The following is a 23,353-nucleotide window of genomic DNA, read 5'->3' as shown; positions in this document are numbered from 1 at the left end:
CTGTAGCGGCGATCCCTCGTGATCGGACTGTCATGACAGCTCTGTAACGTGCCCGCGCGTCAATCAAGGCGAAGGGTGGACCATGGAACTAAAACCAGGCGATGTGGTGATGCTGAAATCGGGCGGGCACCCGATTACGGTTGCGGAAGTCAACGAGGATTCCGTCGAGTGCGTATGGATGGGTATCGACGGCGATCTGTTTCGGGAAACGCTTCCCGTTGCCGTCCTCGAAGCCGCCATTCCCGATGACGAGGAAGAGGACGACGACGAGGAAGACGAAGAAGACGAAGAAGACGACGACGAAGACGAGGATGAAGACGATCGCCGCAAGGGCAAGGTCGCTTAAGTCCCTGCCTGCGATGCGGCCTGGTTCACAAAGCCCGGCGGCGCCTGGCGCTCAGTGACAATGAGCAACCTCGTAGCCCGGGTGGAGCGCAGCGCAACCCGGGACAACTCCGCTCCATGTCGACCAGCACCCCGGGTTACGCTGCGCTTCACCCGGGCTACCGGACAGGCTGGCGAGGAGTTCACAATCGGTGGTCGTGGGCGAAGCGGGCGACCATCTCATCGGCGATCGTCGAGAGCGCGCCCTGGTCGAGCGGAAACTCCGCAGCGAGCCACGCCTGTTCGGCCTGGGCCAGCACATGGCCGAGCGCCGGTCCCTCGGCAATTCCGCGCGCGATGAAATCGGCCGCCTTCAGCGGAAATTTCGGCGCCTGCCAACGCTGCGGCAGGCGCGCCAGTTCGCGCCAATGAGCGATGTCGTGGCCATCGCTCATCCGCGCCCAGGCCAGCATCATCCGGTCGAGATAGGCCGCCTCGCCGAGACGATAGAGCCAGCGGCGCGCCGCCGCCTCGTCGATACCAGCGAGTTGCCACCAACGATCCGCCATCGCTTCCAGCGCCTTCGCCTCTGCATTGGTGAGCCGCAGCTTGACCGCAACGCGCTTTGCGTCCTCGGTGATGGCGAGTGCGAGCGCACCGAGCCGGCGCACCGCGCTCGCCTCGAGCCCGAGCTCGCGCTCGGCTGCGATCATGACTGCGAACGGCCCGGTATAGCCGACGCCGCCCAGAATCATCTGCAGCAGGCCGCCCTCGGCCATCGCGGTGACCGCGGCCACCGCTCCGTCAGCCACCACGAGCTTGAGCATTTCCATGCGCAGGCGCTCCGCCGAAAGCTGCGCCAGGCCGGCACGGCCGGCGATGCAGGCGATATAGCCGGCGCGATCGGGATCGCCGGCGCCGTAAGCCGCATGCATGCGGAAGAAGCGCAGGATGCGCAAGTAATCCTCGGCGATGCGCTGACTGGGATCGCCGATGAAGCGCACGCGGCGAGCGGCGATATCGTCGAGCCCGCCGACATGGTCGTGCACCACGCCTTTGGCATCGACCGAAAGGCCGTTGATGGTGAAGTCGCGCCGCTCGGCATCGCGCGCCCAGTCGCGGCCGAATGCGACCTTGGCCTTGCGGCCATAGGTTTCGGTATCCTCGCGCAGCGTCGTGACCTCGAACGGATGCTTGTCGACGACCAGCGTCACCGTGCCATGCTCGATGCCGGTCGGCACGCTCTTGATTCCTGCCGCCTTGGCGCGGCGCATCACCTCCTCAGGAACCGCCGTGGTCGCGAGATCGATGTCGCCGATCGGCCGGTGCAGCAGCGCGTTACGCACCGCGCCGCCGACCACGCGCGCTTCCTCGCCGTTGGCGTTGAGCAGCGCGAGCACGCGTGCCGTGGATCCCGATCTCAGCCAAGGCGCCTGCTCCAGCGCACGTGCGTGCGTCATTTCTCAACTCCGGGCACGAGCTTGCCATTCTCGATATGAGCGGGGATATAGGTCGAATTCGGCGGCGCGCCGGAGAAATGCGCGAGCAGCACGAAACTGACCACGACCAGAAGCAGCGCTCCCAGCACCAGCTTCGCAATCAAAGGCATGGGCCAGGAAGATTTCGCGAAGACGCCGGAGCGCGTTGCAATGAGGAACAAGGCATAGACCGCGAAAGGGATCAGGAAAATTCCGATCTCGGTCAATACCGGACGGATCATGGCAGGTAGATCCGTTCGTACAATACGCGCAGGATCCCGGCGGTCGCGCCCCAGATGTAACGCTCGGCAAAGGGCATCGCATAATAGGAGCGCTCGATGCCGCGAAATTCCTTGCTGTGGCGCTGATGGTTCGCGGGGTTCATCAGGAACGAAAGCGGCACTTCGAATGCGTCGACGACTTCGCCCTCGTTGATCCTGAGCTTGAAGCCGGGCTTCACGCGCGCCACCGTCGGCAGGATGCGAAAACCAAACGCGGTGCCGTAAAGATCGAGATAGCCGATCGGCTCGATGAAGTCGCGCGCGAGCCCGACTTCCTCGTCGGCCTCGCGCAGCGCGGCGTCGAGCGGAGAGGCATCCGTCGCGTCGATCTTGCCGCCGGGGAATGAGATCTGGCCGGCATGGCTGCTCAAATGCTCCGAGCGCTGCGTCAGCAGCACCGTCGGCTCATCGCGGTCGACCACCGGGATCAGCACCGCGGCCGGCCGCACCGGCTGTTCGTGCGCGATGATCTCGAGCATGCGGTCATTGCCGGAGTCGCCGGTCCTCGGAATGATGTTGGGATCGACCAGGCCGGGCGGGACGTCGAAATTCAGCCGCGCGTGGCTGCGCGCGAAAAATTCCGCCGAGCTGATCGCCGCCGGCTCCGTCTTCAGCATCGGCTCGTTCAAAGCGCGTCCCTCACCTCTTTCGCATCCGCCATCGCGAAGAATGCGCCGCCGGACTCGATTCCGAACATCGGATGACCATCGACCATCCGCTCTTCCCCCATGTCAACCAGATCGTAGTAGAGCGGACGGGTGACCTTGGCCCAGAGATCGGCGCGGACGTGCAGATAGGGCGTGAGCCCGCCGTCATTGCCCGGCTCGAAACGGAGGGCGTGCGCGGCGTCGCAATCGACCCAGTCGTCGACATTGGTGCGGAACCTGAGCAGCCGTCCGCGTCCGTCCCCATCCTTTTGCATCTCGACCGCAAGGAACGGCGCATCGTCGACGCGGATGCCGACCTTCTCCACCGGCGTCACCAGGAAATGCTTGCCGTCTTCGCGTTTCAGGATGGTGGAGAATAGCCGCACCAGCGCCGGCCGGCCGATCGGTGTTCCCATATAGTACCATGTGCCGTCGCTGCCGATTCGTATATCGAGATCGCCACAGAACGGCGGATTCCATAAATGCACGGGTGGAAGGCCCTTGCCGCCGGCAGGATTTGTTTTCGCGGCATTAGTGGCCGCGGCGGTCAATCCTTCGAGGCCCTGACGGCTTGTTTGCCCTTCGTTCGCCATGGTTTGCCTTAAGGTTGAGAGCTTCAATCTGGCACGATTGGTGCACGTCGCTTACGTACATCCTTCAGATGTGCGCGGGGATGGTGTTCTCGCCACATCGTGATGGCGTTCATACCCTGAAAACCCGTTAAGGTGGGGATAGTTTAATTCAACGAATACATGGCCTTCGCGTATGCTTAGCATGGGGCCAATGGCGTGACGACGCGAGGTTGCGCCGTCGATAAGGAGCACGGAATGGCTGGTGCAGACAGTGTCGAAAAACTGGAAGACGTGATCGTCCGCTCGGCCGAGCAGATTGCCGGCCAGATCCGTACGGCGAAAGAGGCGATTTCCACGGTTATTTTCGGCCAGGACCGGGTGATCGAGAATACACTGGTGACGATCCTTTCCGGCGGACATGCGCTGCTGATCGGGGTTCCCGGCCTTGCCAAGACCAAGCTCGTGGAGACGCTCGGCATCACGCTCGGCCTCGACACCAAGCGCATCCAGTTCACCCCGGACCTGATGCCGTCGGACATCCTCGGCGCCGAGGTGCTGGATGAGAGCAGCACCGGCAAGCGCTCGTTCCGCTTTATCGCAGGTCCGGTATTCGCGCAGCTTCTGATGGCGGACGAGATCAACCGCGCCAGCCCGCGCACCCAATCAGCACTGCTGCAAGCCATGCAGGAGCAGCACATCACGGTTGCGGGTGCACGCCATGACCTTCCCAAGCCATTCCATGTGCTGGCGACGCAGAATCCGCTGGAACAGGAAGGCACCTATCCGCTGCCCGAAGCGCAGCTCGACCGCTTCCTGATGGAGATCGACGTCGACTATCCCGACCGTGAGGCCGAACGTCGCATCCTGTTCGAGACCACCGGCGCGGAAGAGACGCTGGCGAAGGCTGCGATGAACGCGGAACTGCTGCTCAGCGCGCAGCGGCTGGTACGAAGGCTGCCGGTCGGCGACTCCGTCGTCGACGCCATCCTATCGCTGGTGCGCGCCGCGCGGCCCAATCCGGAAGGCGAGAAGCTGATCGCCTGGGGACCGGGCCCGCGCGCCAGCCAGGCCTTGATGCTCGCCGTCCGCGCCCGCGCCCTACTCGACGGGCGGCTCGCGCCCTCGATCGACGACGTGCTCGATCTCGCCGAACCCGTGCTCAAGCACCGCATGGCGCTCACTTTCACTGCGCGCGCCGAAGGCCGCACCATTCCTGACGTGATCAAGCAATTGAAGACGCGGATCGCTTGATGGCCGCAGAGAACAAGCACCTGAACGAGGAGATCGTTGCGGTCCGACGTGCCGATGGCGAAAGCCGATCGCTCGCCGCGTCGCTGCCGCGCCTGGTGCTCGAGGCCCGCCGCATCGCCAACAACGTCATCCATGGCTTGCACGGCCGCCGCCGCGCCGGCGCCGGCGAAAGCTTCTGGCAATATCGCCGCTTCGTCTCCGGCGAGCCGTCGCAGAACGTCGACTGGCGGCGCTCGGCGCGTGACGACCATCTCTACGTCCGCGAGCAGGAATGGGAGGCGGCGCACACCGTCTGGATCTGGCCCGACCGCTCGCCGTCGATGGCGTTCGCGTCCAAGCAGGCGCGCGATTCAAAGCTCGAGCGCGGCCTGATCGTCGCCTTTGCGCTGGCCGAATTGCTGGTCGCCGGCGGCGAACGCGTCGGCATTCCCGGCTTGATGAACCCGACCGCGAGCCGCACCGTCATCGACAAGATGGCGCAGGCGATACTGCATGACGATGCGACCCGCGCCAGCCTGCCGCCGTCCTTCGTGCCGTCGGCGCTTTCCGAGATCGTGGTGCTGTCGGACTTCTGGTCGCCAATTTCGGAAATCCGAACCACGCTCGCCGGGCTGTCGGCCTCGGGCGCGCACGGCACGGTGATCCAGGTCGTCGATCCCGCCGAGGAAACCTTCCCCTATTCCGGCCGCGTTGAATTCGTCGAACCGGAAGCGGGCACTGCGATCACCGCGGGCCGCGCCGAGAGCTGGGCCAGCGACTATGTCGCGCGCGTCGCGCTGCATCGTGACGAGATCCGCGCCGAGACCAACCGGCTCGACTGGTTGTTCTCGACCCACACCACGAGCCGCTCCGCAGCGGAGCTGCTATTGTTCCTGCACAACGGCATGACGGTCAGCAAGGCCAGCGTACGGTCCACCGTCAAAGTGGGGCTCGGCGCATGATCGCAGGCTTGCCGCTGTCGTTTGCCGAACCGATGCTGCTGTTGGGCCTTCTGAGCCTGCCGGCACTGTGGTGGCTGCTCCGCGTGATGCCGCCACGGCCGAGGCGCATCGAATTTCCGCCGACCAGATTGCTGTTCGATATCCAGCCCAGGGAAGAGACGCCATCGCGCACGCCATGGTGGCTGACGCTGCTGCGCCTCCTCGCCGCCGCGCTCGTCATCTTCGCCGCGGCCGGGCCGATCTGGAATCCGCAGACCGGCCTTGCGTCCTCCAAGGCGCCGCTCGTGATCCTGCTCGACGACGGCTGGAGCTCGGCCTCGAGCTGGGACGCGCGGATCAGGGCCGCCGACGAACTGATCGCCAATGCGGAGAACGACCGCCGCGGCGTGGCACTGGTGCCGCTATCGGAGTCCGCGCGTGACATCACGCTGATGCCGGCCGGTACCGCGCGCGTCGCGCTGCGGCAGTTCGCGCCAAAACCCTATTCGATCGACCGCGTCGACACGCTGCCCGCCATCGATCGGTTCCTGAAAGCCACCGGCGATGCCGAGATCGCCTGGCTGTCCGACGGCGTCGACACCGGGCGCGGCGCGGAATTCACCGAAGGCCTCGGCAAGCTGGTCGAGAACCGCACGCTGACGATCTACGAGGGCGGAGCGCCGTCCGCGCAGGCCCTCGTTGCCGCCGAGAATGCCGCGGCCAAGATGACGGTAAAAGTCCTGCGCACCGAGACCGGCATCACCTCCGGCACGGTGCGGGCGCTGGATGCCAAGGGCTCTCCGATCGGCGAGGCGCGCTACAGCTTCGCTCCGCAGGATCGCGAGACCGAGGCATCGTTCGATCTCCCGGTCGAACTGCGCAACGATATCGCGCGGTTGGAGATCGCCGGCGAGCGCTCCGCCGGCGCGGTGCAGCTCCTCGACAAGAGGTGGCGGCGCCGTGCGGTCGGCGTCGTCTCCGGCGCGACCAACGACACCGCGCAGCCGCTGCTCGCCTCGACCTTCTACCTTTCCCGTGCGCTGTCGCCATTCGCCGATGTGCGTCTCGGCGACCGCGGCGCGCCACAGCAGGCGATCGCCCAGTTCCTCGACCAGCGGCTGCCGATGATCGTGATGGCTGATGTTGGCACGCTGTCGCCGGAAATCCGCGAGCGGCTCAACGCCTGGATCGACCAGGGCGGCGTGCTGGTGCGTTTCGCCGGCCCGCGGCTGGCGCAAGCCGATGACGATCTGGTGCCGGTGAAGCTGCGCCGCGGCGGGCGCGTCCTCGGCGGCAGCCTGACCTGGGAGAAGCCGCAGCATCTGGCCTCGTTCACCGCCGACGGCCCGTTCGCCGGTCTCGCGGTGCCAAAGGATATCACCGTGAGCCGGCAGGTGCTGGCCGAGCCGGATGCCGTGCTCGCCACCAAGAGCTGGGCGTCGCTGGAAGACGGCACGCCGCTCGTCACCGGCGAGCATCGCGGCAAGGGCGTGGTCAGCCTGTTCCATGTCGGCGCGGATTCGCGCTGGTCGGATCTGCCGATGTCCGGCACCTTCGTCGAGATGCTGCGCCGGCTGGTCGACATGTCCGGCTACACTTCGAAGCCTGGTGCTGGGGTCGCCGGCGAAGCCAAGGCCGAGACCGTGGCGCCGCTCCGCACGCTGGATGGCTTTGGCGCGTTCGGCCCGCCGCCGTCGACCGCCAAGCCGATGCCTGCCGATTACCGCGACCGCGCGACGCTGGATCACCCGCCCGGCCTCTACGGTCCGGCCGACGCCCCGATCGCCGTCAACACGCTGGCGACCGCCGACCGCATCGCCCCGCTCGATACGTCTGCCCTGCGTGCGCGGCGGGCGAACTACACCAATGCCGAGCCACGTGATCTCCGCGGCATCCTGCTGTCGTCGGCGCTCGGTCTGTTCCTGCTCGATGCGATCGTGGTCGCCATGCTCGGCGCCGGCCTTGCCGCGCTGTGGCGGCGGCGCGCGGCACCTGCGGCGCTGGCGCTCGCCTTCCTGCTGGCATCGATGGCGCCGTCCACCACGCGCGCCGAGAACAGCGACGACTTCGCCATGAAGGCGGTTTCGCAGACACGGCTCGCTTATGTCGTCACGGGCAATGCTGACGTCGACTCCATCGTGAAAGCCGGCATGTCCGGGCTGACACTGTTCCTGGCGCAACGTACCGCGCTGGAGGCCGGCGATCCCGTCGGCGTCGATCCCGCGCGCGACGAACTCGCCTTCTTCCCGCTGATCTACTGGCCGATCGTCCCCGGCGCGCCAAAGCCACCGCAGGACGCGATCAACAAGATCGACGCCTATATGAAGCAGGGCGGCACCGTGCTGTTCGACACCCGCGACGCCGTCGAGGCGCCGCCCGGCGATAACAGCGGCTCGCAGACGCCGGGCATGCAGGCGCTACGCGAAATCCTGTCCTCGCTCGACGTGCCCGAACTCGAGCCGGTGCCGCGCGAGCACGTGCTGACCAAGACGTTCTACCTGTTGCGCGACTTCCCCGGCCGCTTCACTTCGGGCCAGACTTGGGTCGAGACGCTGCCGCGCGAGGACGATGACGAAGCCGCGCAGCGGCCCGCGCGCGGCGGCGACGGCGTCTCGCCGATCATCATCACTTCCAACGATCTTGCCGGCGCCTGGGCGATCCGGCCCGACGGCCAGGCGATGCTGCCGCTCACCCCCGGCGAGCCGCGCCAGCGCGAATTCGCCTTCCGCGCCGGTGTCAACATCGTGATGTACACGCTGACCGGCAACTACAAGGCCGACCAGGTGCACGCGCCGGCCCTGATCGAGCGGCTGGGACAGTGATGCGCATGATAAGCCGGAACACTCACCACGCACACGCCGTCATGCCCGGGCTTGTCCCGGCCATCCACGCCTTGCCACGCTGCAGGAAGAACGTGGATGCCCGGGAGCGCAGACAAGTGTACGCAGTCTGCGCAAGGCAGCCTGCTATGCCCGGGCATGACGATGCGGATCGGTTCTCGCTATGAACTACGGCATCGCATTTACACCCCTCGTTCCCTCGCTCGTGCTGTGGATCGGGCTTGCGGCGATCGTCGTCATAGCGGCGCTACTCCTGCTGTCACGCACGCGCGGCGCATGGATACGCGTCGCGGCGCTGGCGCTGGTTCTGCTCGCGCTTGCCAACCCCTCCTTCACCCGCGAGGACCGTGAGCCCCTGTCCTCGGTCGCCGCCGTCGTGATCGACAAGAGCCCGAGCCAGAATTTCGGCACGCGCAACCAGGAGACCGCGAAGGCCCAGGAGGCGCTGGTCGACAGCCTGAAGAAGATCAAGGGCCTAGAAGTGCGCGTCGTCGACGCCGGCCAGGCCGATGGCGAGACCGACGGCACCAAGCTGTTCGGCGCATTGTCCTCCGCCTTGTCGGACGTTCCGGTCGACCGTGTCGCCGGCGCCTTCCTGATCACCGATGGCCGTGTGCATGACATCCCGGCCAACGCCGCCGCCCTCGGCTTCCAGGCGCCGGTGCACGCGCTGATTACCGGACGCAAGGACGAGCGCGACCGACGGATTGCAATTTCGGCCGCGCCGCGCTTTGGCATCGTCGGCCAGACCCAGACCATCACCTACCGGCTCGACGACCAGGGCGTGACCGGCCAGAGCGCGAGGATCACCGTGCGTCGCGACGGCGAGGTGATCAACGAGCGCACGCTGCAGAGCGGCCAGACCGCCAATGTCGACATCGATATCAAGCATGCCGGACCCAATATCGTCGAGATCGAGGCATCTCCGCTCGACAATGAACTGACGCTGGTCAACAACCGCGCGGTCGTCGCGATTGACGGCGTGCGCGACAAGCTGCGCGTGCTGCTCGTCTCCGGCGAGCCGCATTCCGGCGAGCGCACCTGGCGCAACCTGCTCAAGTCCGACGCCAGCGTCGACCTCGTGCATTTCACCATCCTGCGTCCGCCGGAGAAGCAGGACGGCACGCCGATCAATGAATTGTCGCTGATCGCGTTTCCGACCCGCGAACTGTTCCAGCAGAAGATCAACGAATTCCAGCTCATCATCTTCGACCGCTACGCCCGCCAGGGCGTGCTGCCGATCGCCTATTTCGACAATATCGCGCGCTATGTCCGTGCCGGAGGCGCGGTGCTGGTCTCCGCCGGTCCGGACTATGCGTCCACCACCAGCATCTGGCGTACGCCGCTCGACTCGGTGCTCCCGGCCGAACCCGTCGGCGTCACCGAGAAACCGTTCTATGCGCATCTTTCCGACGCCGGAAAGCGCCATCCGGTGACGCGCGGGCTGGAAGGTTCCAGCAGCGAGCCACCGCATTGGAGCCGCTTCTTCCGCACCGTCGACACCCGCAACGCGATCGGCCAACCCGTGATGACCGGCGCCGATGGCAAGCCGTTGCTGCTGCTGTCGCGCTTCGGCGAGGGTCGTGTGGCGCTGCTGCTCTCCGACCACATCTGGCTGTGGGCGCGCGGCTATGAGGGCGGCGGTCCGCATCTCGACCTGCTCAGGCGGATGTCGCACTGGCTGATGAAGCAGCCTGATCTGGACGAGGAGGCGCTGCGGCTGCAGATCCAGGGCCACGATCTTTCCGTGGTGCGCCAGACCATGGGCGACAGCGTCCCGCCGGTTACCGTGACCTCGCCGAGCGGCGCTACGCACGAATTGACCCTGACTCAGGGTGAGCCTGGCGAATGGAAGGCGACGCTGCCCGCCAACGAGCTCGGCCTGTGGCAGGCAACCGACGGCACGCTGAAGGCGCTGGTCAATGTCGGCCCGACCAACCCAAAGGAATTCTCGGAAGTGACCTCCACGACCGAGATGCTGAAGCCGCTGGCGCAGACGACCGGCGGCGACGCCCGCCGCGTGGTCGACGGCACCAGCCTCGATATGCCCCGCATCGTGCCAGTCCGCGCGTCGAGCGTGTTCCGCGGCGAGGGCTGGATGGGCGTCAGGATGCGCGACGCCAGCGTCGTCAAGGGCGTCGGCGTGCTGCCGATGTTCGCAGGCCTGATCGGCCTGTTGCTGCTGCTCGGTGCCTTCGCCGCGACGTGGCTGCGCGAGGGACGATGAGATCGCCCGATCCGTAGTCCCGTAGCCCGGGTGAAGCGGAAGCGTAACCCGGGGCCGCTCGCACCGTGGATGCAGATTCCCGGGTTACGCTTCCGCTTCACCCGGGCTAGGGGCTCCTCGCTCATCCCGAGGAGCCGCGAAGCGGCGTCTCGAGGGATGGGCCTCATGGTTCGAGACGCGCGAAGACGCGCTCCTCACCATGAGGGTCTGTCACCTCGCCGCCGTTGCAACAATCACACAGCCTCAACCGATCGCGCGGCGCTCGCCTGAGCCGCGGTTGACACCGCCATCTCCTTCCGATGTTATAATATAACGTCGGGACGGTTGGGATAACCGTCCCCCGGGGGTGGGCGTAAACTCGTGAAGTGGATTCGAAGACACGTCAAACTTGGCGCGCGACTGGCGCTATTCGCGCTCGCCGTTCAGTTTGCGCTGTCGTTCGGCCATTTCCATCCGGCGCAGGCCGCTCCCGCTCTCCAAACCGCGACATCGCAGACCGACGTCCTTCGTGCTGCGGACCTCGTGGTCACGGATGCGGCGAGCCTGTCCGCGCCCCAGCAGCAATCTCCGCACCAGGATAACCATCAGCAGCCCGCCGACGGCTGCGCCATCTGCGCCGTCATCACGATGGCGCACGGCATGCTGTTCGCCACGCCGCCGGTGCTGTTGCTGCCGCAGGCGATCGAACTTCTCCAGCTCACCACCGAAGCCGGCTTCACACATCTCGGCACTCCCCATCGGGCGTTCCAGTCGCGCGCGCCACCCCTCTCCTGATCGATTGACCGAACTGCCTTCGCGCGCCCGCCGCGCAAGCGGGATGCGAAGGCCATCGCAATCGGTGCGTCGGCTTGGCCGACGGCATCAGGATCAGGAAAAATGGGATTCAAGAGAAAACGAGCATTCCACGTCGGTGGAGCAAGCTGGCTAGCACTATGCGCGTTCGGCAGCGGCGCGATCGCTCAAGACGCACCTGCATCGGCACCGGCAACGCAACTGCCTGAGATCAACGTGACGGCACCAAGTCCGATCGTGCGGCGCCACCGGGCCGTTGCTCCGGCGCGCGCCCCCGTTCGCGCCGCGCGCACCACGCCCGGCCGCAATCGCGAGCGCGTGGCCCAACAGCCGCAGCCCGCGCCGGCCGCGCCGCCAGCGCCACAGCAAGGGGTGCTGCAGGTCGTGACCGATCAGTTCGCAACGGTCACCGTGGTGCCGAATGAGGAAATCCGCCGTGAGGGCACCGCCCAGCTCGGTGACCTCCTGTTTTCCAAACCGGGCATCACCGGCTCAACCTTTGCACCGGGCGCTTCGAGCCGGCCGGTTATCCGAGGCCTCGACGTCAATCGCGTTGGAATCATCGAGAACGGCAATAACGCCGGCGGCGCCTCGGATCTCGGTGAGGATCATTACGTGCCGGTTGATCCGCTTGCCACCAACCAGGTCGAGGTCATTCGTGGTCCGGCGGCGATGCGTTACGGTTCGACTTCGATCGGTGGCATCGTCAGCGCGACCAACAACCGCATTCCGGACGCCCTTCCCTCATGCGCGGCCCCGCCGTTCCAAACCTACGGCCTACCGGCGAAAGCGCCGCTGGCTGGCGCACCTTCGTCACCTTGCGTGAACGTCGAGACGCGAACGGCAGTGAGCTCCGTCGATCGCGGCGTCGACGGCGGCATCCTGCTCGATACCGGCGCAGGCAATTTCGCGTTTCACGCCGACGCCTTTGGTCGCAAGGCCGGCGACTACAACATCCCCAGTTATCCTTACCTGTTCGACCAAACCAGACCGGTCAACGGGCGGCAGCCGAATTCGGCCATGCAGGCGGACGGTGCCTCGATCGGCGGCTCGTATATCTTCAATGGCGGCTTTATCGGCGCTGCAATTACCCAAAACGATTCACTTTATCACATCCCTGGCATCGACGGCGCCGACCATCAGACCCGGATCGACGCACATCAGACCAAGATCACCGTGAAGGGCGAATACCGGCCGGATGCAGCGGCCATCGATGCAATCCGTCTGTGGGCCGGCGCGACCGACTACAGGCACAACGAGATTGGGCTCGCCGATCCAGCCGATCCATTCAGCGACGGTGTACGCCAGACCTTCACCAACAAGGAGCAGGAAGCCCGGGTCGAGGTGCAGTTGATGCCGTTCAACGCGCGCTTTGCCGACGTCACCACCGCGTTCGGCCTGCAGGGCGGCCACCAGGAATTGACCGCTCCGAGCCCGGACGACCCCGGCTCGCTGTTCAACGGCCTGTGGAATCCGAACAACAACAACCGTATCGCCGGCTACGTCTTCAACGAGTTCAAATTCTCCGAGACGACCAAGGCGCAGATCGCCGGCCGTATTGAGCATGTCGAACTGCACGGCTCGACGCCGAATTTTCCGGCCGATTTTCTGCCGGACGGCAATCCGCAGTTCAACATCGCCCGCAATCCGTCCTTTACGCCGAAGAGCGGCAGCATCGGGTTGATCCAGAACCTGCCCTACGATCTCGTCGGCAGCATCACCGCGCAATATGTCGAGCGCGCGCCGAAACCTGCCGAACTGTTTTCGCGCGGGCCGCATGACGCCACCGCCACCTTCGATATCGGAAATCCCAACCTGACGATCGAGACCGCGAAATCGGTCGAGATCGGCCTGCGCAAGGCGACCGGACCGTTCCGCTTCGAGGCGACCGCCTACTACACCCATTTCGACAACTTCATCTTTCGCCGGCTCACCGGCGTGATGTGTGACGAGGACTTCAATTCCTGCGGCGCGCCCGACGGCGAATTGAACCAGGCGGTCTATTCTCAGCGCAACGCCACCTTCCGCGGCGGCGAATTCCAGAGCCAGCTCGATATCGGGCCGCTCTATAGCGGCATCTGGGGCATCGAGAACCAGTTCGACATCGTCCGCGCCACCTTCAGCGACGGCACCAACGTGCCACGCATTCCTCCGATGCGCGTCGGCGGCGGCGTCTACTGGCGCGACGACAACTGGTTCATGCGCGTCAACCTGCTGCACGCGTTTGCACAGAACGACGTTGCTCCGATCGCGGAGACGCCGACGGCGGGCTACAACCTGCTGAAGGCAGAGGTCAGCTACAAGACCACGCTCGATCCGTCCTGGTTCGGCGCACGCGAGATGACGGTCGGCCTCGTCGGCAACAACCTGCTCAACGAGAACATCCGCAACTCCGTCTCCTACACCAAGGACCAGGTGCTGCTGCCCGGCATCGGCGTCCGGGCCTTTGCGAACCTGAAGTTCTGAGCGGGCTCCCTTCCCTCTTCCACGGCTCGTGGGAGAGGGAGGAACGTACCTAGAGCATTTTCGGTTCTGATTGAATCAGAACCGAAGCTCTAGATTCTTGTTTTGACGCGTTTTCTACGCAGATAAGTCTACGCAATCTGCGTAAACTTGATTGCTATGCGAACCGGTGCCCACTTCGCTCGAAAACGCTCTAACCTACCGCGCCTTGCTCCAATCGGGGCCGATCGGTCCGGAGACGTCGGTGAAAGCGCCCTCCACCAGCTCGGCCACCAGCAGGCGGTTGTAGTCGACCGGGCCGGGCATTGTCGCCCTGCCCTTCGGGATCACCTTGAAGCCGACGCGGCTGTAATAAGGCTCGTCGCCGACCAGAATCACGAGGCGGTGCCCTTTGGCCTTGGCATCGGAGAGCGCGCGGTCGAGCAACGCGCGGCCGACGCCGCGGTCGCGGAACGGCGGCTCCACCGTCAATGGGCCCAGCATCAAAGCCGGTGTGTCTCCAATCATGACGGGCAGTTGCCTGACCGAACCGACCAAAAGCGTGCCGATGCGCGCGGTGAAGGATAGATCGAGCAGATGGTCGACATGCTCGCGCAGCCGATAGGCGCTAAGCACGAAGCGGCCGGGCCCGAACGTACGTTCGTGCAGGCGCTCGATCGCCTGGGCGTCGTTCGGCGTTTCCGGCAGAATGGTCAGCGACAAATCACTCATGGTGAGGCGCGGGATAGCACCTGGATCGGGCGCGGTCCATCGCCTGCGTCATTTCTTGTCAATGGCCGGCTGGGACAGGTAGGCGAGCAGCTTCATCTCGCGGCGGCCGCGCGTCACCGTGTCAAGCACCAGCCCTGACGAGACCGACAGCATCGCCACGATCATCAGGCCGGTCGACAGCACCGCCGTCGGCAGCCGCGGCACGATACCCTCCTCGATGAAGGTGATGATGATCGGGATCGCCAGCACGATCGAGATCAGCGCGAGGACCACCCCGATGCCGGTGAAGAACCGCAGCGGCTTTTCCGAGCGGTAGAGCCTCAGGATGGTTCCGAGAATCCGAAACCCGTCGCGCCAGGTGTTCAGCTTGCTGACCGATCCCTCCGGCCGGGCATAGTAGGGCGACTCGATCTCGCCGACCGGCAACGCCAATTCCAGCGCGTGGACGCTGAGTTCGGTCTCGATCTCGAAACCGTCCGACAGCACTGGAAAGGACTTGACGAAGCGGCGCGAGAACACGCGATAACCGGACAGGATGTCGCGAAAAGCGTGGCCGAACACGGCGGAGAGGAAGCCGGTCAGCATCCGGTTGCCGGTGCGGTGGCCCCTTCTATAGGCAGCGGCGGATTGATCGATCCGAACGCCGACCACCATGTCGAGATTATCGTTCACCAGGGCTTCGATCATGCGCGGGGCACTCGGCGCGTCGTAGGTCGCGTCGCCGTCGACCAGGACATAGATGTCCGCGTCGACGTCGGCGAACATCCGCCGCACCACATGTCCCTTGCCCTGGCGCCGCTCGCTGCGGACCTCTGCACCGGCGGCACGCGCGATCTCGGCGGTACGGTCGCGCGAGTTGTTGTCATAGACGAAGATCCGCGCCTGCGGCAGCGCCTTGCGAAAATCGGCAACCACAGTGCCGATCGCCGCTTCCTCGTTGAAGCACGGCACCAGCACCGCGACGCGGAATGCGGAAGCCGTCATCGCCACTTTCGCTGGCCGGGCCGTGACATCCTCGCTCCCCATCAGACACTCGCTTTTTGCGGCGCGCCAAAATCCTCCGCGAGCTTCGGAGCCCAACGATCCAGGGTCGCGAACAACAGCGTCCACAATGACAGCATGACGATCGGGATCACGTAATAGGGCGTGAAGACGGGATGGCTCATGAAGAAGATCAGGTTGATGACGAGGTTGAGCGCGACCACGGCGACAATCTGTCGTGTCGCCACGCGCCCCCCGGACCGCCATAGCGCCACTACCCAGGCGATCGCAATCAGCAGCAGCGGGAATTGTGCATCGCGCACATATTGCAGCAGGACGGACGCATTCAATTCCGGCGGCACCGCGTCGACACCGCCATAGGTGGTCGAGAACGGGCTTCCCGCATTGATCGCATTCGCGATCAGTGTTGGCGCCATGCCAATCAGGAACGCGATGCCGAACGAGAGACCCTGCCAGAAGGTGTTCATGTTCCGTGCACGCAGGAAGGCGATGAGGAAGAACACCGCATAACCTGCCGCGAGAAGCAGGTTCGGCAGGCGGAAATTGACGGAGAGGCCGATCAACAAGCCGACCGCCGCAGCAATCAGGATGCGACGCGCGCCCGCGCTAGCGAACAGCCGCGCGGTCAGGAAGCCGGTCAGCGCGCAGACGACCATGGTCGGTGCCACGGAATAGCTTGCCTTGGTCGGATTGATCATCAGGTAAAGCGCCACGATGCCGAACACGCCAGCAAGCACTGTGGCGGAACGCGTGGCAGCGCGGGCCAGGGCAAGCAGAGCCAATCCAAAAATCGCGATCGAGGCGGCGGCATAGAGCGGGATCACCTGAAAGCCCGACGGAAACAACGCGAGCACGAAGCCGGTGCCCGGCGGATATTGCAGCACGACCTTGTTCAACGCCGCCGTGAAGGTATGGCACGGCAAAAGCGCGGGATCGCCGGGATCCGGGAAGTTGATCTCCTGGAGCTTGCGCAGCATGTAGCGGTCATCATCCCTGGCGATGTTCGTGTCCAGGCCGCTTATGCCGAAGCGCTGGAACAGATGCGCCTGGCGGAGGTAGCAGATGTCATCATAGACGCCGCGGCTTTCGTTCCATTTCGAGATTGTCCAGATGTTGCTGATCAGGATCAGCAGCAACACGACGCCGAAGGCGGTTTTCAATTGTTTCATCCAGCCCCTGTCGCGGCGTTCGATCTTTAGGACGCGTCTTCTAGCACAAGCCGTCGCTAGCGCCATGTGGCGATCGGCGCCCCGCCGCCGAGCACTTCGGCGATCCGCAGGCGGGTGCCGGGCGTGGTGTCGGCGGGCAATGCCGCCGGATCGAAGAAACCGGTGTCCACGATCTCATGGTTCGGCTCCGGCAGGCGGTCCTGGCGGTACTGCCTGATGACATAGACCGCGACATGATCGCGGCGGGAGACATGGCTGTTGAGGAAGACACCGTGCAGCACCGGGGTGCCCACAAGCTCGATGCGCCCCTCCTCCTCGAGCTCGCGCCGCAGCGCTTCCATCAGCGTCTCGCCGACCTCGACGCCCCCGCCCGGCAGGTACCAGCCGCTGACATAGCTGTGCTTGACCAGGAACACCTTGTTCTCGTGATTGAGCACGACCGCGCGCACGCCGAGCGTCATGCCGCGGGCCAACCGAAAATAGAGATGGAACACCCGCCTGAGCTGCGGCTCGTAGCGCTTGCGCAAATCCATCAGGATCGTCACGAAAACCTCGACTGGAACGACAACGACGTTTGATCCTTGCGCGGAAGGCGCCCGCTTGCCAATAGAATGCGGACCATCAGGGAATGACCATGCCGCGGCTGTATATCACGGACAGGCCAACAGGGACGGAATGATGGCGGCGTTTCGGTTGGCGCATCTGTCCGATCCGCATCTGCCGCCGTTGCCGGTGGCGCGGCTGCGCGACCTCGCGGGCAAGCGCGCCTTCGGCTATCTGAACTGGACCCGCAACCGTCACAAATACCATCGGCGCGAGGTGCTGGATGCGCTGGTGGCGGATTTGCAGGGGCAACACCCGGATCACATTGCGATTACCGGCGATCTCGTCAACCTGGCGCTGGAGACGGAGTTCAAGCCGGCGCGTGCCTGGCTCGAGAGCGTCGGCCCGCCGGATCGCGTGACCGTCGTTCCCGGCAATCACGACGCCTATGTGCGCGCGACGCGGCATCGCTTCGCCACGACCTTCGCCGACTATCTGCGCGGCGATGGCGCAGATGGCGCCGCGCTGTTTCCGTTCCTGCGCCGGCGCGGCCCGGTGGCCCTGATCGGGACATCCTCCGCGGTGCCGACGCCGCCCTTGATGGCGACCGGATGGCTCGGCCACGCGCAGCTCGCAAGCCTCGAGCGCATGCTGGCGGAATTGTCGACCGAGGGCGCCTTCCGCGTGCTGCTGGTCCATCATCCCCTGCATTCGGATGCGCGCGTCAAGCGGCTCACCGACTCGCACAAGCTGCTCGATCTCATCAAGCGATACGGCGTGGAATTGATCCTGCACGGCCACGACCACATCCATTCCACGATGTGGTTCGACGGGCCGAGCGGCAAGATCCCGGCGATCGGCGTGCCCTCGGCTTCGGCGCTGCCCCGCCATCATTATCCGGCGGCGGCGTACAATCTGTTTTCGATCGAGCGCGACGGCAATGCCTGGCGCTGCGAGCAAGTGGTGCGCGGGATCGGCGACGATTTGCGCGTCGGGCGTTTGAGCGACACGCGGCTGGCGTGAGGCCGCTAGAGATTGTCCAGGCTCGCAAACAGCGCCAGCGCGAACAGCGCGAGTGCGCCGAGGATGAAGCCGAGCAGGAACATCCCGAATCTGCCACGACGGCGCCGCGGCTTCTCGGCGGGCACGGGCTCCGCCGCCTTCGGGCTCGCCACCATCGCATGCTCGCGCTCGATCATGCGGCGGGCGACATAGTCGGTGACGGCATCCACGATGACCGGCACGTCGTGCGATTCGGCGAGCACGATGCGGCCGAAGCGGGTGTCCTGCACGAAGCGGTAGATCCGCTTGTCGCGCCCCATCACGACATGGGCGACGACGTCGATCCACAGCCGCGGCGTCTCGCCCTGGCTGATGCCGCGATCGAACAGGTCGACCTTTTCCGGCACCTGCGCGAACAAGGGATCGAGCGCCTCGTTCAGGATCTCCAGCCGGGCAACCTCGGCATCGCGCAGTTCGACGACGACACCGGTGCGGTCCGCGGCCTCGATCCGGGCCTTGCGCAAAGCTTCGCGCAGCGTCGGCCGCATCTCGCTCGCGGCATTGCCGGTATTCTGGGCGTCCGACATCCCTTGCGGCCTCGTCCTGACGGGTTCTTCGCCTGTTAACCTATCAGTAACCGTTACGTCCGCAAAGGCCGTTGGTTCCCAAGGGGTTATCGGGCGACTTATCCCCAAGGGGGCGTCAAGGGCTGTCCCGAAATCAGACAGCCCCACCCGGAAATCCGGATGGGGCCGTCCGTCCTTGGACGTCTTCTTCAACGCTGACCGTCGGCAGCCTGTCAGGCCGGGACGCGGGAGGGCTCTTCCACGATGGAGAAGCGTACGCCGGCCTTGTGGCGGTTCTCTTCCGACACTTCGCGCCAGCAGTCCTCCGCCTCCTTGCGGGTCTTGAACGGACCTTTGACCTGGGCCGAGCCTTCGACGAGCTTGTGGAAGTTCATCGAACCGAACTCACCGCCGATCACCCAGAAATTGCTGCCTTTGGTCATGATAGTCTCCTGATCGATTCCACCGTTAGCCGAACTGGTTCATCGTGTTGTGGGCGCCGCCCGCCTTCAGCGCGGCTTCACCGGCGAAATATTCCTTGTGATCGTCGCCGATATCGGAGCCGGCCATGTTCTGATGCTTGACGCAGGCGATACCCTGGCGGATCTCCTGGCGCTGAACATTCTTCACATAGCCCAGCATGCCCTGCTCGCCGAAATACTCCCTCGCGAGATTGTCAGTCGACAGAGCTGCCGTGTGATAGGTCGGCAACGTGATCAGATGATGGAAGATGCCGGCGCGCTTGGCTGAATCGGCCTGGAAGGTGCGGATGCGCTCGTCGGCTTCGATTGCCAGCGGCGTGCTGTCGTATTCCGCCTTCATCAGCTCGGCGCGGTTGTACTTGCTGACGTCCTTGCCGGCTTCCTTCATCGCGTCGTAGACCTGCCAACGGAAGTTGAGCGTCCAGTTGAAGGACGGCGAGTTGTTGTAGGCCAGCTTCGCGTTCGGAACCACCTTGCGGATCCGATCGACCATCTTGGCGATCTGCTCGATATGCGGCTTCTCGGTCTCGATCCACAGCAAGTCGGCGCCGTTCTGCAACGAGGTGATGCAGTCCAGCACGCAGCGGTCTTCGCCGGTGCCGGGGCGGAACTGATAGAGATTGCTGGGAAGCCGCTTCGGACGCATCATCTTGCCGTTCTGGTTGATGATGACGTCGCCGTTCCGAGCGTTGGCGGCCGTCACTTCCTCGCAATCCAGGAAGCTGTTGTACTGGTCGCCGAGGTCGCCGGGCTTGTGGCTCACGGCGATCTGTTGCGTGAGGCCGGCGCCGAGCGAGTCGGTGCGGGTCACGACGACGCCGTCTTCGACGCCCAACTCAAGGAACGCGTGACGGCAGGCACGAATCTTCGCGAGGAAGACCTCATGCGGCACGGTGACCTTGCCGTCCTGGTGGCCGCACTGCTTCTCGTCCGAGACCTGGTTTTCGATCTGCAAAGCACAGGCGCCCGCTTCGATCATCTTCTTGGCGAGCAGATAGGTCGCTTCCGCGTTGCCGAAGCCGGCATCGATGTCAGCGATGACGGGCACGACATGGGTCTGGAAGTTGTCGATCTTCTCGATCAGCGCCTTTTCCTTCGCCTTGTCGCCTTCCTTGCGCGCCGCGTCGAGGCTGCGGAAGATGTCGTTCAGTTCACGGGAGTCCGCCTGACGCAGGAAGGTGTAGAGCTCCTCGATCAGGGCCGGCACCGAGGTCTTCTCGTGCATCGACTGGTCCGGCAGCGGTCCGAACTCGGAGCGGAGCGCGGCGATCATCCAGCCGGACAGGTACAGGTAACGGCGATCGGTCGTGCCGAAATGCTTCTTGACCGAAATCAGCTTCTGCTGGGCGATGAAGCCGTGCCAGCAACCCAGCGACTGGGTGTACTTGGTGGGGTCGCCGTCATAGGCGGCCATGTCGGCGCGCATCAGCGCCGCAGTGTAGCGGGCGACGTCGAGGCCGGTCTTGAAGCGGTTCTGCAACCGCATGCGCGCCACGGCTTCGGCGGTCACACCGTTCCACGTGTCCTTGGTCTTGAGGAGTGCTTCGGCGGCCTCAATCTCGCTCAGATAGGAAGCCGGTCCCTGGATAGCCCGGTCGCTGATCCCACGTGGCTGGTAGTTCATGTGCGTGCTCCTTTCGGTGACGACCAACCGCAGCGTTTGTCTCCGCTACTCTCGTCGATCGACATTCGTGACAGTGCATTGCGAAATGCGTGTCAGGAGCTAAACGCCAAGCGCCAGAATTAGTACAGATGCCTTGCATTCGAATGGTGATGTCATGTAACATCCGTTCCTGTGTGAAATGTTATTTTGTAAATTTTGTAAATAAATAGGTCAGGAACGCTGCCATGCCTGCCGAGTCCGGAAAGAAGCTGTTTGTCGGCCCCCGATTCCGTCGGATCCGGCAGCAATTGGGGCTGTCGCAGACCCAGATCGCCGAGGGGCTCGGCATTTCCCCGAGCTACATCAACCTGATCGAGCGCAACCAGCGCCCGGTGACGGCGCAGATCCTGCTCCGCCTGGCCGAGACCTACGACCTCGACCTGCGCGACCTCGCGACCGCCGACGAGGATCGCTTCTTTGCAGAGCTCAACGAGATCTTCTCCGATCCCTTGTTCCGCCAGATCGACGTTCCCAAGCAGGAACTGCGCGACCTCGCCGAGCTCTGCCCCGGCGTGACGCACGCGCTGCAACGGCTCTACGCCGCCTATGCCGAGGCGCGCCGCGGCGAGACCCTGGTCGCCGCCCAGATGGCGGACCGCAACGAAGGCGCCCGCTTCGAGGCCAATCCGATCGAGCGCGTACGCGACCTGATCGAAGCCAACCGCAACTATTTCCCCGAACTCGAGACCGCAGCGGAGAATTTGCGCGACGAGCTGAACGTGGCTGCCGATGGACTTTTCGCGGCGCTCTCCGCGCGGCTCCGCGAAAAGCATTCGATCGTGACCCGGATCATGCCTGTTGACGTGATGCGCGAGACGCTGCGGCGCTTCGATCGCCATCGCCGCCAGCTCCTGATCTCCGAGCTGGTCGATACGCCGAGCCGGACCTTCCAGCTCGCGCTGCAGATCGGGCTCGCCGAATGCGGCGGAAGCATCGATTCCATCGCCGGCCGCGGCGGCCCGCTCGACGATGCGGCGCGGCGGCTCTACCGCATCACGCTCGCGAACTATTTCGCCGCCGCCGTGATGATGCCCTACCAGCCCTTCCTCAGCGCCGCTGAGGCGCTGAGCTACGACCTGCATGTGCTGGCGCAGCGCTTCAACGCCGGCTTCGAGCAGATCTGTCACCGCCTGACCACGCTGCAGCGACCGAACGCGCGCGGCGTGCCGTTCTTCATGCTGCGGGTCGACAATGCCGGCAACGTGTCCAAGCGCTTCTCCTCCGGGACGTTTCCGTTCTCGAAATTCGGCGGCACCTGCCCGCTGTGGAATGTGCATTCGACCTTCGACACGCCGGACCGCCTGCTCAAGCAGGTGATCGAGCTGCCGGACGGCACGCGTTATTTCTCGATCGCGCAGATGGTGCGCCGACCGATCGCGCCACATCCGCTGCCGCAGCCGCGCTTTGCGATCAGCCTGGGCTGCGAGATCCGCCATGCCTCGCGCCTGATCTACGCCGCGGGCATGGACCTCGAGAAGGCCGAGGGTACGCCGATCGGCGTCAACTGCCGCCTCTGCGAACGCGAGAACTGCGCCCAGCGCGCCGAGCCGCCGATCACGCGCACGCTGATCCTGGACGAGAACACGCGGCGGGTGAGTTCGTTTGCGTTTTCGAATGCGCGGGAGTTGTAACGAGTGCTCCGTGTTCGCTCCTCATCCTGAGGACGGGCGTCTTCGCCGCGTCTCCGGACGATGCTACGCATCGCCGGGAGAACGATGAGGCCCGGCCGGTGGCCTCGCCCTTCGAGACGCCTGCTTCGCAGGCCCCTCAGGGTGAGGGGATAGAGGCAAGCGTGCGCTGGGCCCACCCTGTATTTCCTCGCACTCAATCCACCGCGGCAAATACCTTGCACCAGCCGTCGCGGCTGATGTCGCCGGCGACAACCCTGCACGATTTCGGTGCTTCGAAGAATGTGCACATGCCGCAGCTATAGATCCCGTTCGGCGTGTCCTGATAGCCGGCTTCCTGCAGCGTCATCTTTTCCGCCGCGTTCGCCCGCGACCTGCGCAACAGCAACGTGCCCGATGCGGTGCCGAGGAGCGTGCGGATGAGTTTTCGCCGCAACTGATCCATGCTGATCGCCTTCGATCGTCCCGTGATTACCGACGATCATAGTGAAGAGATCACGGCCCCTGCGTGGCGAACAAGCAGTTGCGAGACTGCGTAGGGTGGGCAAAGGCGCGTCTATCGCGCCGTGCCCACCGTCAAGCACTCCACTCGTAATGGTGGGCACGCTTCGCTTTGCCCAGCCTACGGCTTGTCGCGAGTTATGATTCAATTGTCAAACAGCGGAGAGGATGTGAGTTCGCGTTCTCGCGGCATGCATTGCCCGAGCTTTGCGTCTCGTTTCACCCTCCTCGATATCAGAGGGCGCAGGGAAAGCCGGGTGCCGGTTGCACCCGTGGGTCCCGTGCAACAAA

General features: G+C 64.7%; 21 protein-coding genes. 9 read left to right on the top strand and 12 right to left on the bottom strand.

What is annotated here, in order from left to right; translation table 11 throughout:
* Nucleotides 1-82: 82 nt before the first annotated feature.
* A complete protein-coding gene (locus tag OZ411_RS35330) occupies nucleotides 83-346 on the top strand; it encodes a DUF2158 domain-containing protein (protein WP_282531626.1) in 264 nt (87 codons plus the stop codon).
* A 181-nt stretch (nucleotides 347-527) separates the two neighbouring features.
* Here the strand turns inward: OZ411_RS35330 and OZ411_RS35325 are convergent, their stop codons facing one another.
* Genes OZ411_RS35325 through OZ411_RS35310 form a run of 4 tightly spaced genes read right to left on the bottom strand, consistent with a single transcriptional unit; the run spans nucleotide 528 to nucleotide 3,323 of the window.
* Nucleotides 528-1,784 carry a CCA tRNA nucleotidyltransferase gene (locus tag OZ411_RS35325; protein ID WP_282531625.1) on the bottom strand — a complete coding sequence of 419 codons (1,257 nt, stop codon included), beginning with the start codon at nucleotides 1,782-1,784 and terminating at the stop codon, nucleotides 528-530.
* A complete protein-coding gene (locus OZ411_RS35320) occupies nucleotides 1,781-2,044 on the bottom strand; it encodes a DUF6111 family protein (protein ID WP_130582716.1) in 264 nt (87 codons plus the stop codon). Before OZ411_RS35320 ends, OZ411_RS35325 begins: the two co-directional genes overlap by 4 nt.
* Nucleotides 2,041-2,712, bottom strand: a complete 672-nt coding sequence (locus OZ411_RS35315; protein WP_130582715.1) for a CoA pyrophosphatase — start codon at nucleotides 2,710-2,712, stop codon at nucleotides 2,041-2,043. Before OZ411_RS35315 ends, OZ411_RS35320 begins: the two co-directional genes overlap by 4 nt.
* Nucleotides 2,709-3,323 (bottom strand): DUF1285 domain-containing protein, encoded by a 615-nt coding sequence (locus OZ411_RS35310; protein ID WP_282531624.1) that lies wholly within the window; start codon nucleotides 3,321-3,323, stop codon nucleotides 2,709-2,711. Before OZ411_RS35310 ends, OZ411_RS35315 begins: the two co-directional genes overlap by 4 nt.
* Nucleotides 3,324-3,557: 234 nt before the next feature.
* Between OZ411_RS35310 and OZ411_RS35305 the strand changes: the two genes are divergently transcribed.
* The 6 genes from OZ411_RS35305 to OZ411_RS35280 all read left to right on the top strand — a co-directional run bounded on the left by OZ411_RS35305 (nucleotide 3,558) and on the right by OZ411_RS35280 (nucleotide 13,798).
* The gene (locus tag OZ411_RS35305; protein ID WP_282531623.1) at nucleotides 3,558-4,553 is read left to right on the top strand and encodes a MoxR family ATPase; all 996 of its coding nucleotides are present in this window, start codon (nucleotides 3,558-3,560) and stop codon (nucleotides 4,551-4,553) included.
* Complete coding sequence (locus OZ411_RS35300; RefSeq protein ID WP_282531622.1) at nucleotides 4,553-5,494, top strand: DUF58 domain-containing protein; 942 nt, start codon at nucleotides 4,553-4,555, stop codon at nucleotides 5,492-5,494. The genes OZ411_RS35305 and OZ411_RS35300 overlap by 1 nt, the downstream gene beginning before the upstream one ends.
* Nucleotides 5,494-8,295: a DUF4159 domain-containing protein gene (locus tag OZ411_RS35295; RefSeq protein ID WP_282531647.1), complete on the top strand. Its 2,802-nt coding sequence runs from the start codon at nucleotides 5,494-5,496 to the stop codon at nucleotides 8,293-8,295. Before OZ411_RS35300 ends, OZ411_RS35295 begins: the two co-directional genes overlap by 1 nt.
* A gap of 181 nt (nucleotides 8,296-8,476) precedes the next feature.
* A complete protein-coding gene (locus OZ411_RS35290; RefSeq protein WP_282531621.1) occupies nucleotides 8,477-10,540 on the top strand; it encodes a hypothetical protein in 2,064 nt (687 codons plus the stop codon).
* Between the two features lie 360 nt (nucleotides 10,541-10,900).
* A complete protein-coding gene (locus OZ411_RS35285) occupies nucleotides 10,901-11,314 on the top strand; it encodes a DUF2946 family protein (RefSeq protein WP_130582710.1) in 414 nt (137 codons plus the stop codon).
* A 102-nt stretch (nucleotides 11,315-11,416) separates the two neighbouring features.
* Nucleotides 11,417-13,798 (top strand): TonB-dependent receptor, encoded by a 2,382-nt coding sequence (locus OZ411_RS35280; RefSeq protein ID WP_282531620.1) that lies wholly within the window; start codon nucleotides 11,417-11,419, stop codon nucleotides 13,796-13,798.
* A gap of 195 nt (nucleotides 13,799-13,993) precedes the next feature.
* On the opposite strand, the gene OZ411_RS35275 is transcribed toward OZ411_RS35280, so the two are convergent.
* Genes OZ411_RS35275 through OZ411_RS35260 form a run of 4 tightly spaced genes read right to left on the bottom strand, consistent with a single transcriptional unit; the run spans nucleotide 13,994 to nucleotide 17,210 of the window.
* Complete coding sequence (locus OZ411_RS35275; RefSeq protein WP_282531619.1) at nucleotides 13,994-14,506, bottom strand: N-acetyltransferase; 513 nt, start codon at nucleotides 14,504-14,506, stop codon at nucleotides 13,994-13,996.
* Nucleotides 14,507-14,554: 48 nt separating this feature from the next.
* On the bottom strand, nucleotides 14,555-15,490 hold the full coding sequence (locus OZ411_RS35270) for a glycosyltransferase family 2 protein (RefSeq protein WP_282531618.1): 936 nt from the start codon (nucleotides 15,488-15,490) through the stop codon (nucleotides 14,555-14,557).
* Between the two features lie 41 nt (nucleotides 15,491-15,531).
* On the bottom strand, nucleotides 15,532-16,677 hold the full coding sequence (locus tag OZ411_RS35265) for a hypothetical protein (RefSeq protein WP_282531617.1): 1,146 nt from the start codon (nucleotides 16,675-16,677) through the stop codon (nucleotides 15,532-15,534).
* 56 nt (nucleotides 16,678-16,733) lie between these two features.
* Nucleotides 16,734-17,210 (bottom strand): NUDIX domain-containing protein, encoded by a 477-nt coding sequence (locus tag OZ411_RS35260; protein ID WP_165421420.1) that lies wholly within the window; start codon nucleotides 17,208-17,210, stop codon nucleotides 16,734-16,736.
* 145 nt (nucleotides 17,211-17,355) lie between these two features.
* Here OZ411_RS35260 and OZ411_RS35255 point away from each other — a divergent pair, with 145 nt between their 5' ends.
* Nucleotides 17,356-18,243, top strand: a complete 888-nt coding sequence (locus OZ411_RS35255; protein WP_130582586.1) for a metallophosphoesterase — start codon at nucleotides 17,356-17,358, stop codon at nucleotides 18,241-18,243.
* A gap of 5 nt (nucleotides 18,244-18,248) precedes the next feature.
* On the opposite strand, the gene OZ411_RS35250 is transcribed toward OZ411_RS35255, so the two are convergent.
* The 3 genes from OZ411_RS35250 to OZ411_RS35240 form a co-directional block, all read right to left on the bottom strand.
* Nucleotides 18,249-18,809: a hypothetical protein gene (locus OZ411_RS35250; protein ID WP_282531616.1), complete on the bottom strand. Its 561-nt coding sequence runs from the start codon at nucleotides 18,807-18,809 to the stop codon at nucleotides 18,249-18,251.
* Nucleotides 18,810-19,021: 212 nt separating this feature from the next.
* Nucleotides 19,022-19,231 (bottom strand): hypothetical protein, encoded by a 210-nt coding sequence (locus OZ411_RS35245; protein WP_027581316.1) that lies wholly within the window; start codon nucleotides 19,229-19,231, stop codon nucleotides 19,022-19,024.
* Between the two features lie 25 nt (nucleotides 19,232-19,256).
* Nucleotides 19,257-20,894, bottom strand: coding sequence for an isocitrate lyase (locus OZ411_RS35240; protein ID WP_282531615.1), 1,638 nt, complete (start codon nucleotides 20,892-20,894; stop codon nucleotides 19,257-19,259).
* 224 nt (nucleotides 20,895-21,118) lie between these two features.
* Here OZ411_RS35240 and OZ411_RS35235 point away from each other — a divergent pair, with 224 nt between their 5' ends.
* Nucleotides 21,119-22,564 carry an XRE family transcriptional regulator gene (locus OZ411_RS35235; protein WP_282531614.1) on the top strand — a complete coding sequence of 482 codons (1,446 nt, stop codon included), beginning with the start codon at nucleotides 21,119-21,121 and terminating at the stop codon, nucleotides 22,562-22,564.
* Between the two features lie 193 nt (nucleotides 22,565-22,757).
* On the opposite strand, the gene OZ411_RS35230 is transcribed toward OZ411_RS35235, so the two are convergent.
* Nucleotides 22,758-23,006 carry an iron oxidase gene (locus OZ411_RS35230; RefSeq protein WP_130582590.1) on the bottom strand — a complete coding sequence of 83 codons (249 nt, stop codon included), beginning with the start codon at nucleotides 23,004-23,006 and terminating at the stop codon, nucleotides 22,758-22,760.
* Nucleotides 23,007-23,353: the final 347 nt, after the last annotated feature.

This window comes from Bradyrhizobium sp. Arg237L (assembly GCF_029990105.1).
Taxonomy (GTDB): domain Bacteria; phylum Pseudomonadota; class Alphaproteobacteria; order Rhizobiales; family Xanthobacteraceae; genus Bradyrhizobium.
The sequence above is the reverse complement of the archived record's forward strand: the minus strand, read 5'-3'. Positions and strand labels throughout refer to the sequence as shown.

Bases quoted from the DNA above. Each gene is read 5' to 3' on its own strand.
- OZ411_RS35270 (WP_282531618.1), bottom strand. From the start codon at position 15,490: ATGACGGCTTCCGCATTCCGCGTCGCGGTGCTGGTGCCGTGCTTCAAC.
- OZ411_RS35290 (WP_282531621.1), top strand. From the start codon at position 8,477: ATGAACTACGGCATCGCATTTACACCCCTCGTTCCCTCGCTCGTGCTG.
- OZ411_RS35250 (WP_282531616.1), bottom strand. From the start codon at position 18,809: ATGTCGGACGCCCAGAATACCGGCAATGCCGCGAGCGAGATGCGGCCG.
- OZ411_RS35240 (WP_282531615.1), bottom strand. From the start codon at position 20,894: ATGAACTACCAGCCACGTGGGATCAGCGACCGGGCTATCCAGGGACCG.
- OZ411_RS35310 (WP_282531624.1), bottom strand. From the start codon at position 3,323: ATGGCGAACGAAGGGCAAACAAGCCGTCAGGGCCTCGAAGGATTGACC.
- OZ411_RS35275 (WP_282531619.1), bottom strand. From the start codon at position 14,506: ATGAGTGATTTGTCGCTGACCATTCTGCCGGAAACGCCGAACGACGCC.
- OZ411_RS35320 (WP_130582716.1), bottom strand. From the start codon at position 2,044: ATGATCCGTCCGGTATTGACCGAGATCGGAATTTTCCTGATCCCTTTC.
- OZ411_RS35280 (WP_282531620.1), top strand. From the start codon at position 11,417: ATGGGATTCAAGAGAAAACGAGCATTCCACGTCGGTGGAGCAAGCTGG.
- OZ411_RS35230 (WP_130582590.1), bottom strand. From the start codon at position 23,006: ATGGATCAGTTGCGGCGAAAACTCATCCGCACGCTCCTCGGCACCGCA.
- OZ411_RS35300 (WP_282531622.1), top strand. From the start codon at position 4,553: ATGGCCGCAGAGAACAAGCACCTGAACGAGGAGATCGTTGCGGTCCGA.
- OZ411_RS35305 (WP_282531623.1), top strand. From the start codon at position 3,558: ATGGCTGGTGCAGACAGTGTCGAAAAACTGGAAGACGTGATCGTCCGC.
- OZ411_RS35245 (WP_027581316.1), bottom strand. From the start codon at position 19,231: ATGACCAAAGGCAGCAATTTCTGGGTGATCGGCGGTGAGTTCGGTTCG.
- OZ411_RS35325 (WP_282531625.1), bottom strand. From the start codon at position 1,784: ATGACGCACGCACGTGCGCTGGAGCAGGCGCCTTGGCTGAGATCGGGA.
- OZ411_RS35260 (WP_165421420.1), bottom strand. From the start codon at position 17,210: ATGGATTTGCGCAAGCGCTACGAGCCGCAGCTCAGGCGGGTGTTCCAT.
- OZ411_RS35235 (WP_282531614.1), top strand. From the start codon at position 21,119: ATGCCTGCCGAGTCCGGAAAGAAGCTGTTTGTCGGCCCCCGATTCCGT.
- OZ411_RS35330 (WP_282531626.1), top strand. From the start codon at position 83: ATGGAACTAAAACCAGGCGATGTGGTGATGCTGAAATCGGGCGGGCAC.
- OZ411_RS35265 (WP_282531617.1), bottom strand. From the start codon at position 16,677: ATGAAACAATTGAAAACCGCCTTCGGCGTCGTGTTGCTGCTGATCCTG.
- OZ411_RS35255 (WP_130582586.1), top strand. From the start codon at position 17,356: ATGGCGGCGTTTCGGTTGGCGCATCTGTCCGATCCGCATCTGCCGCCG.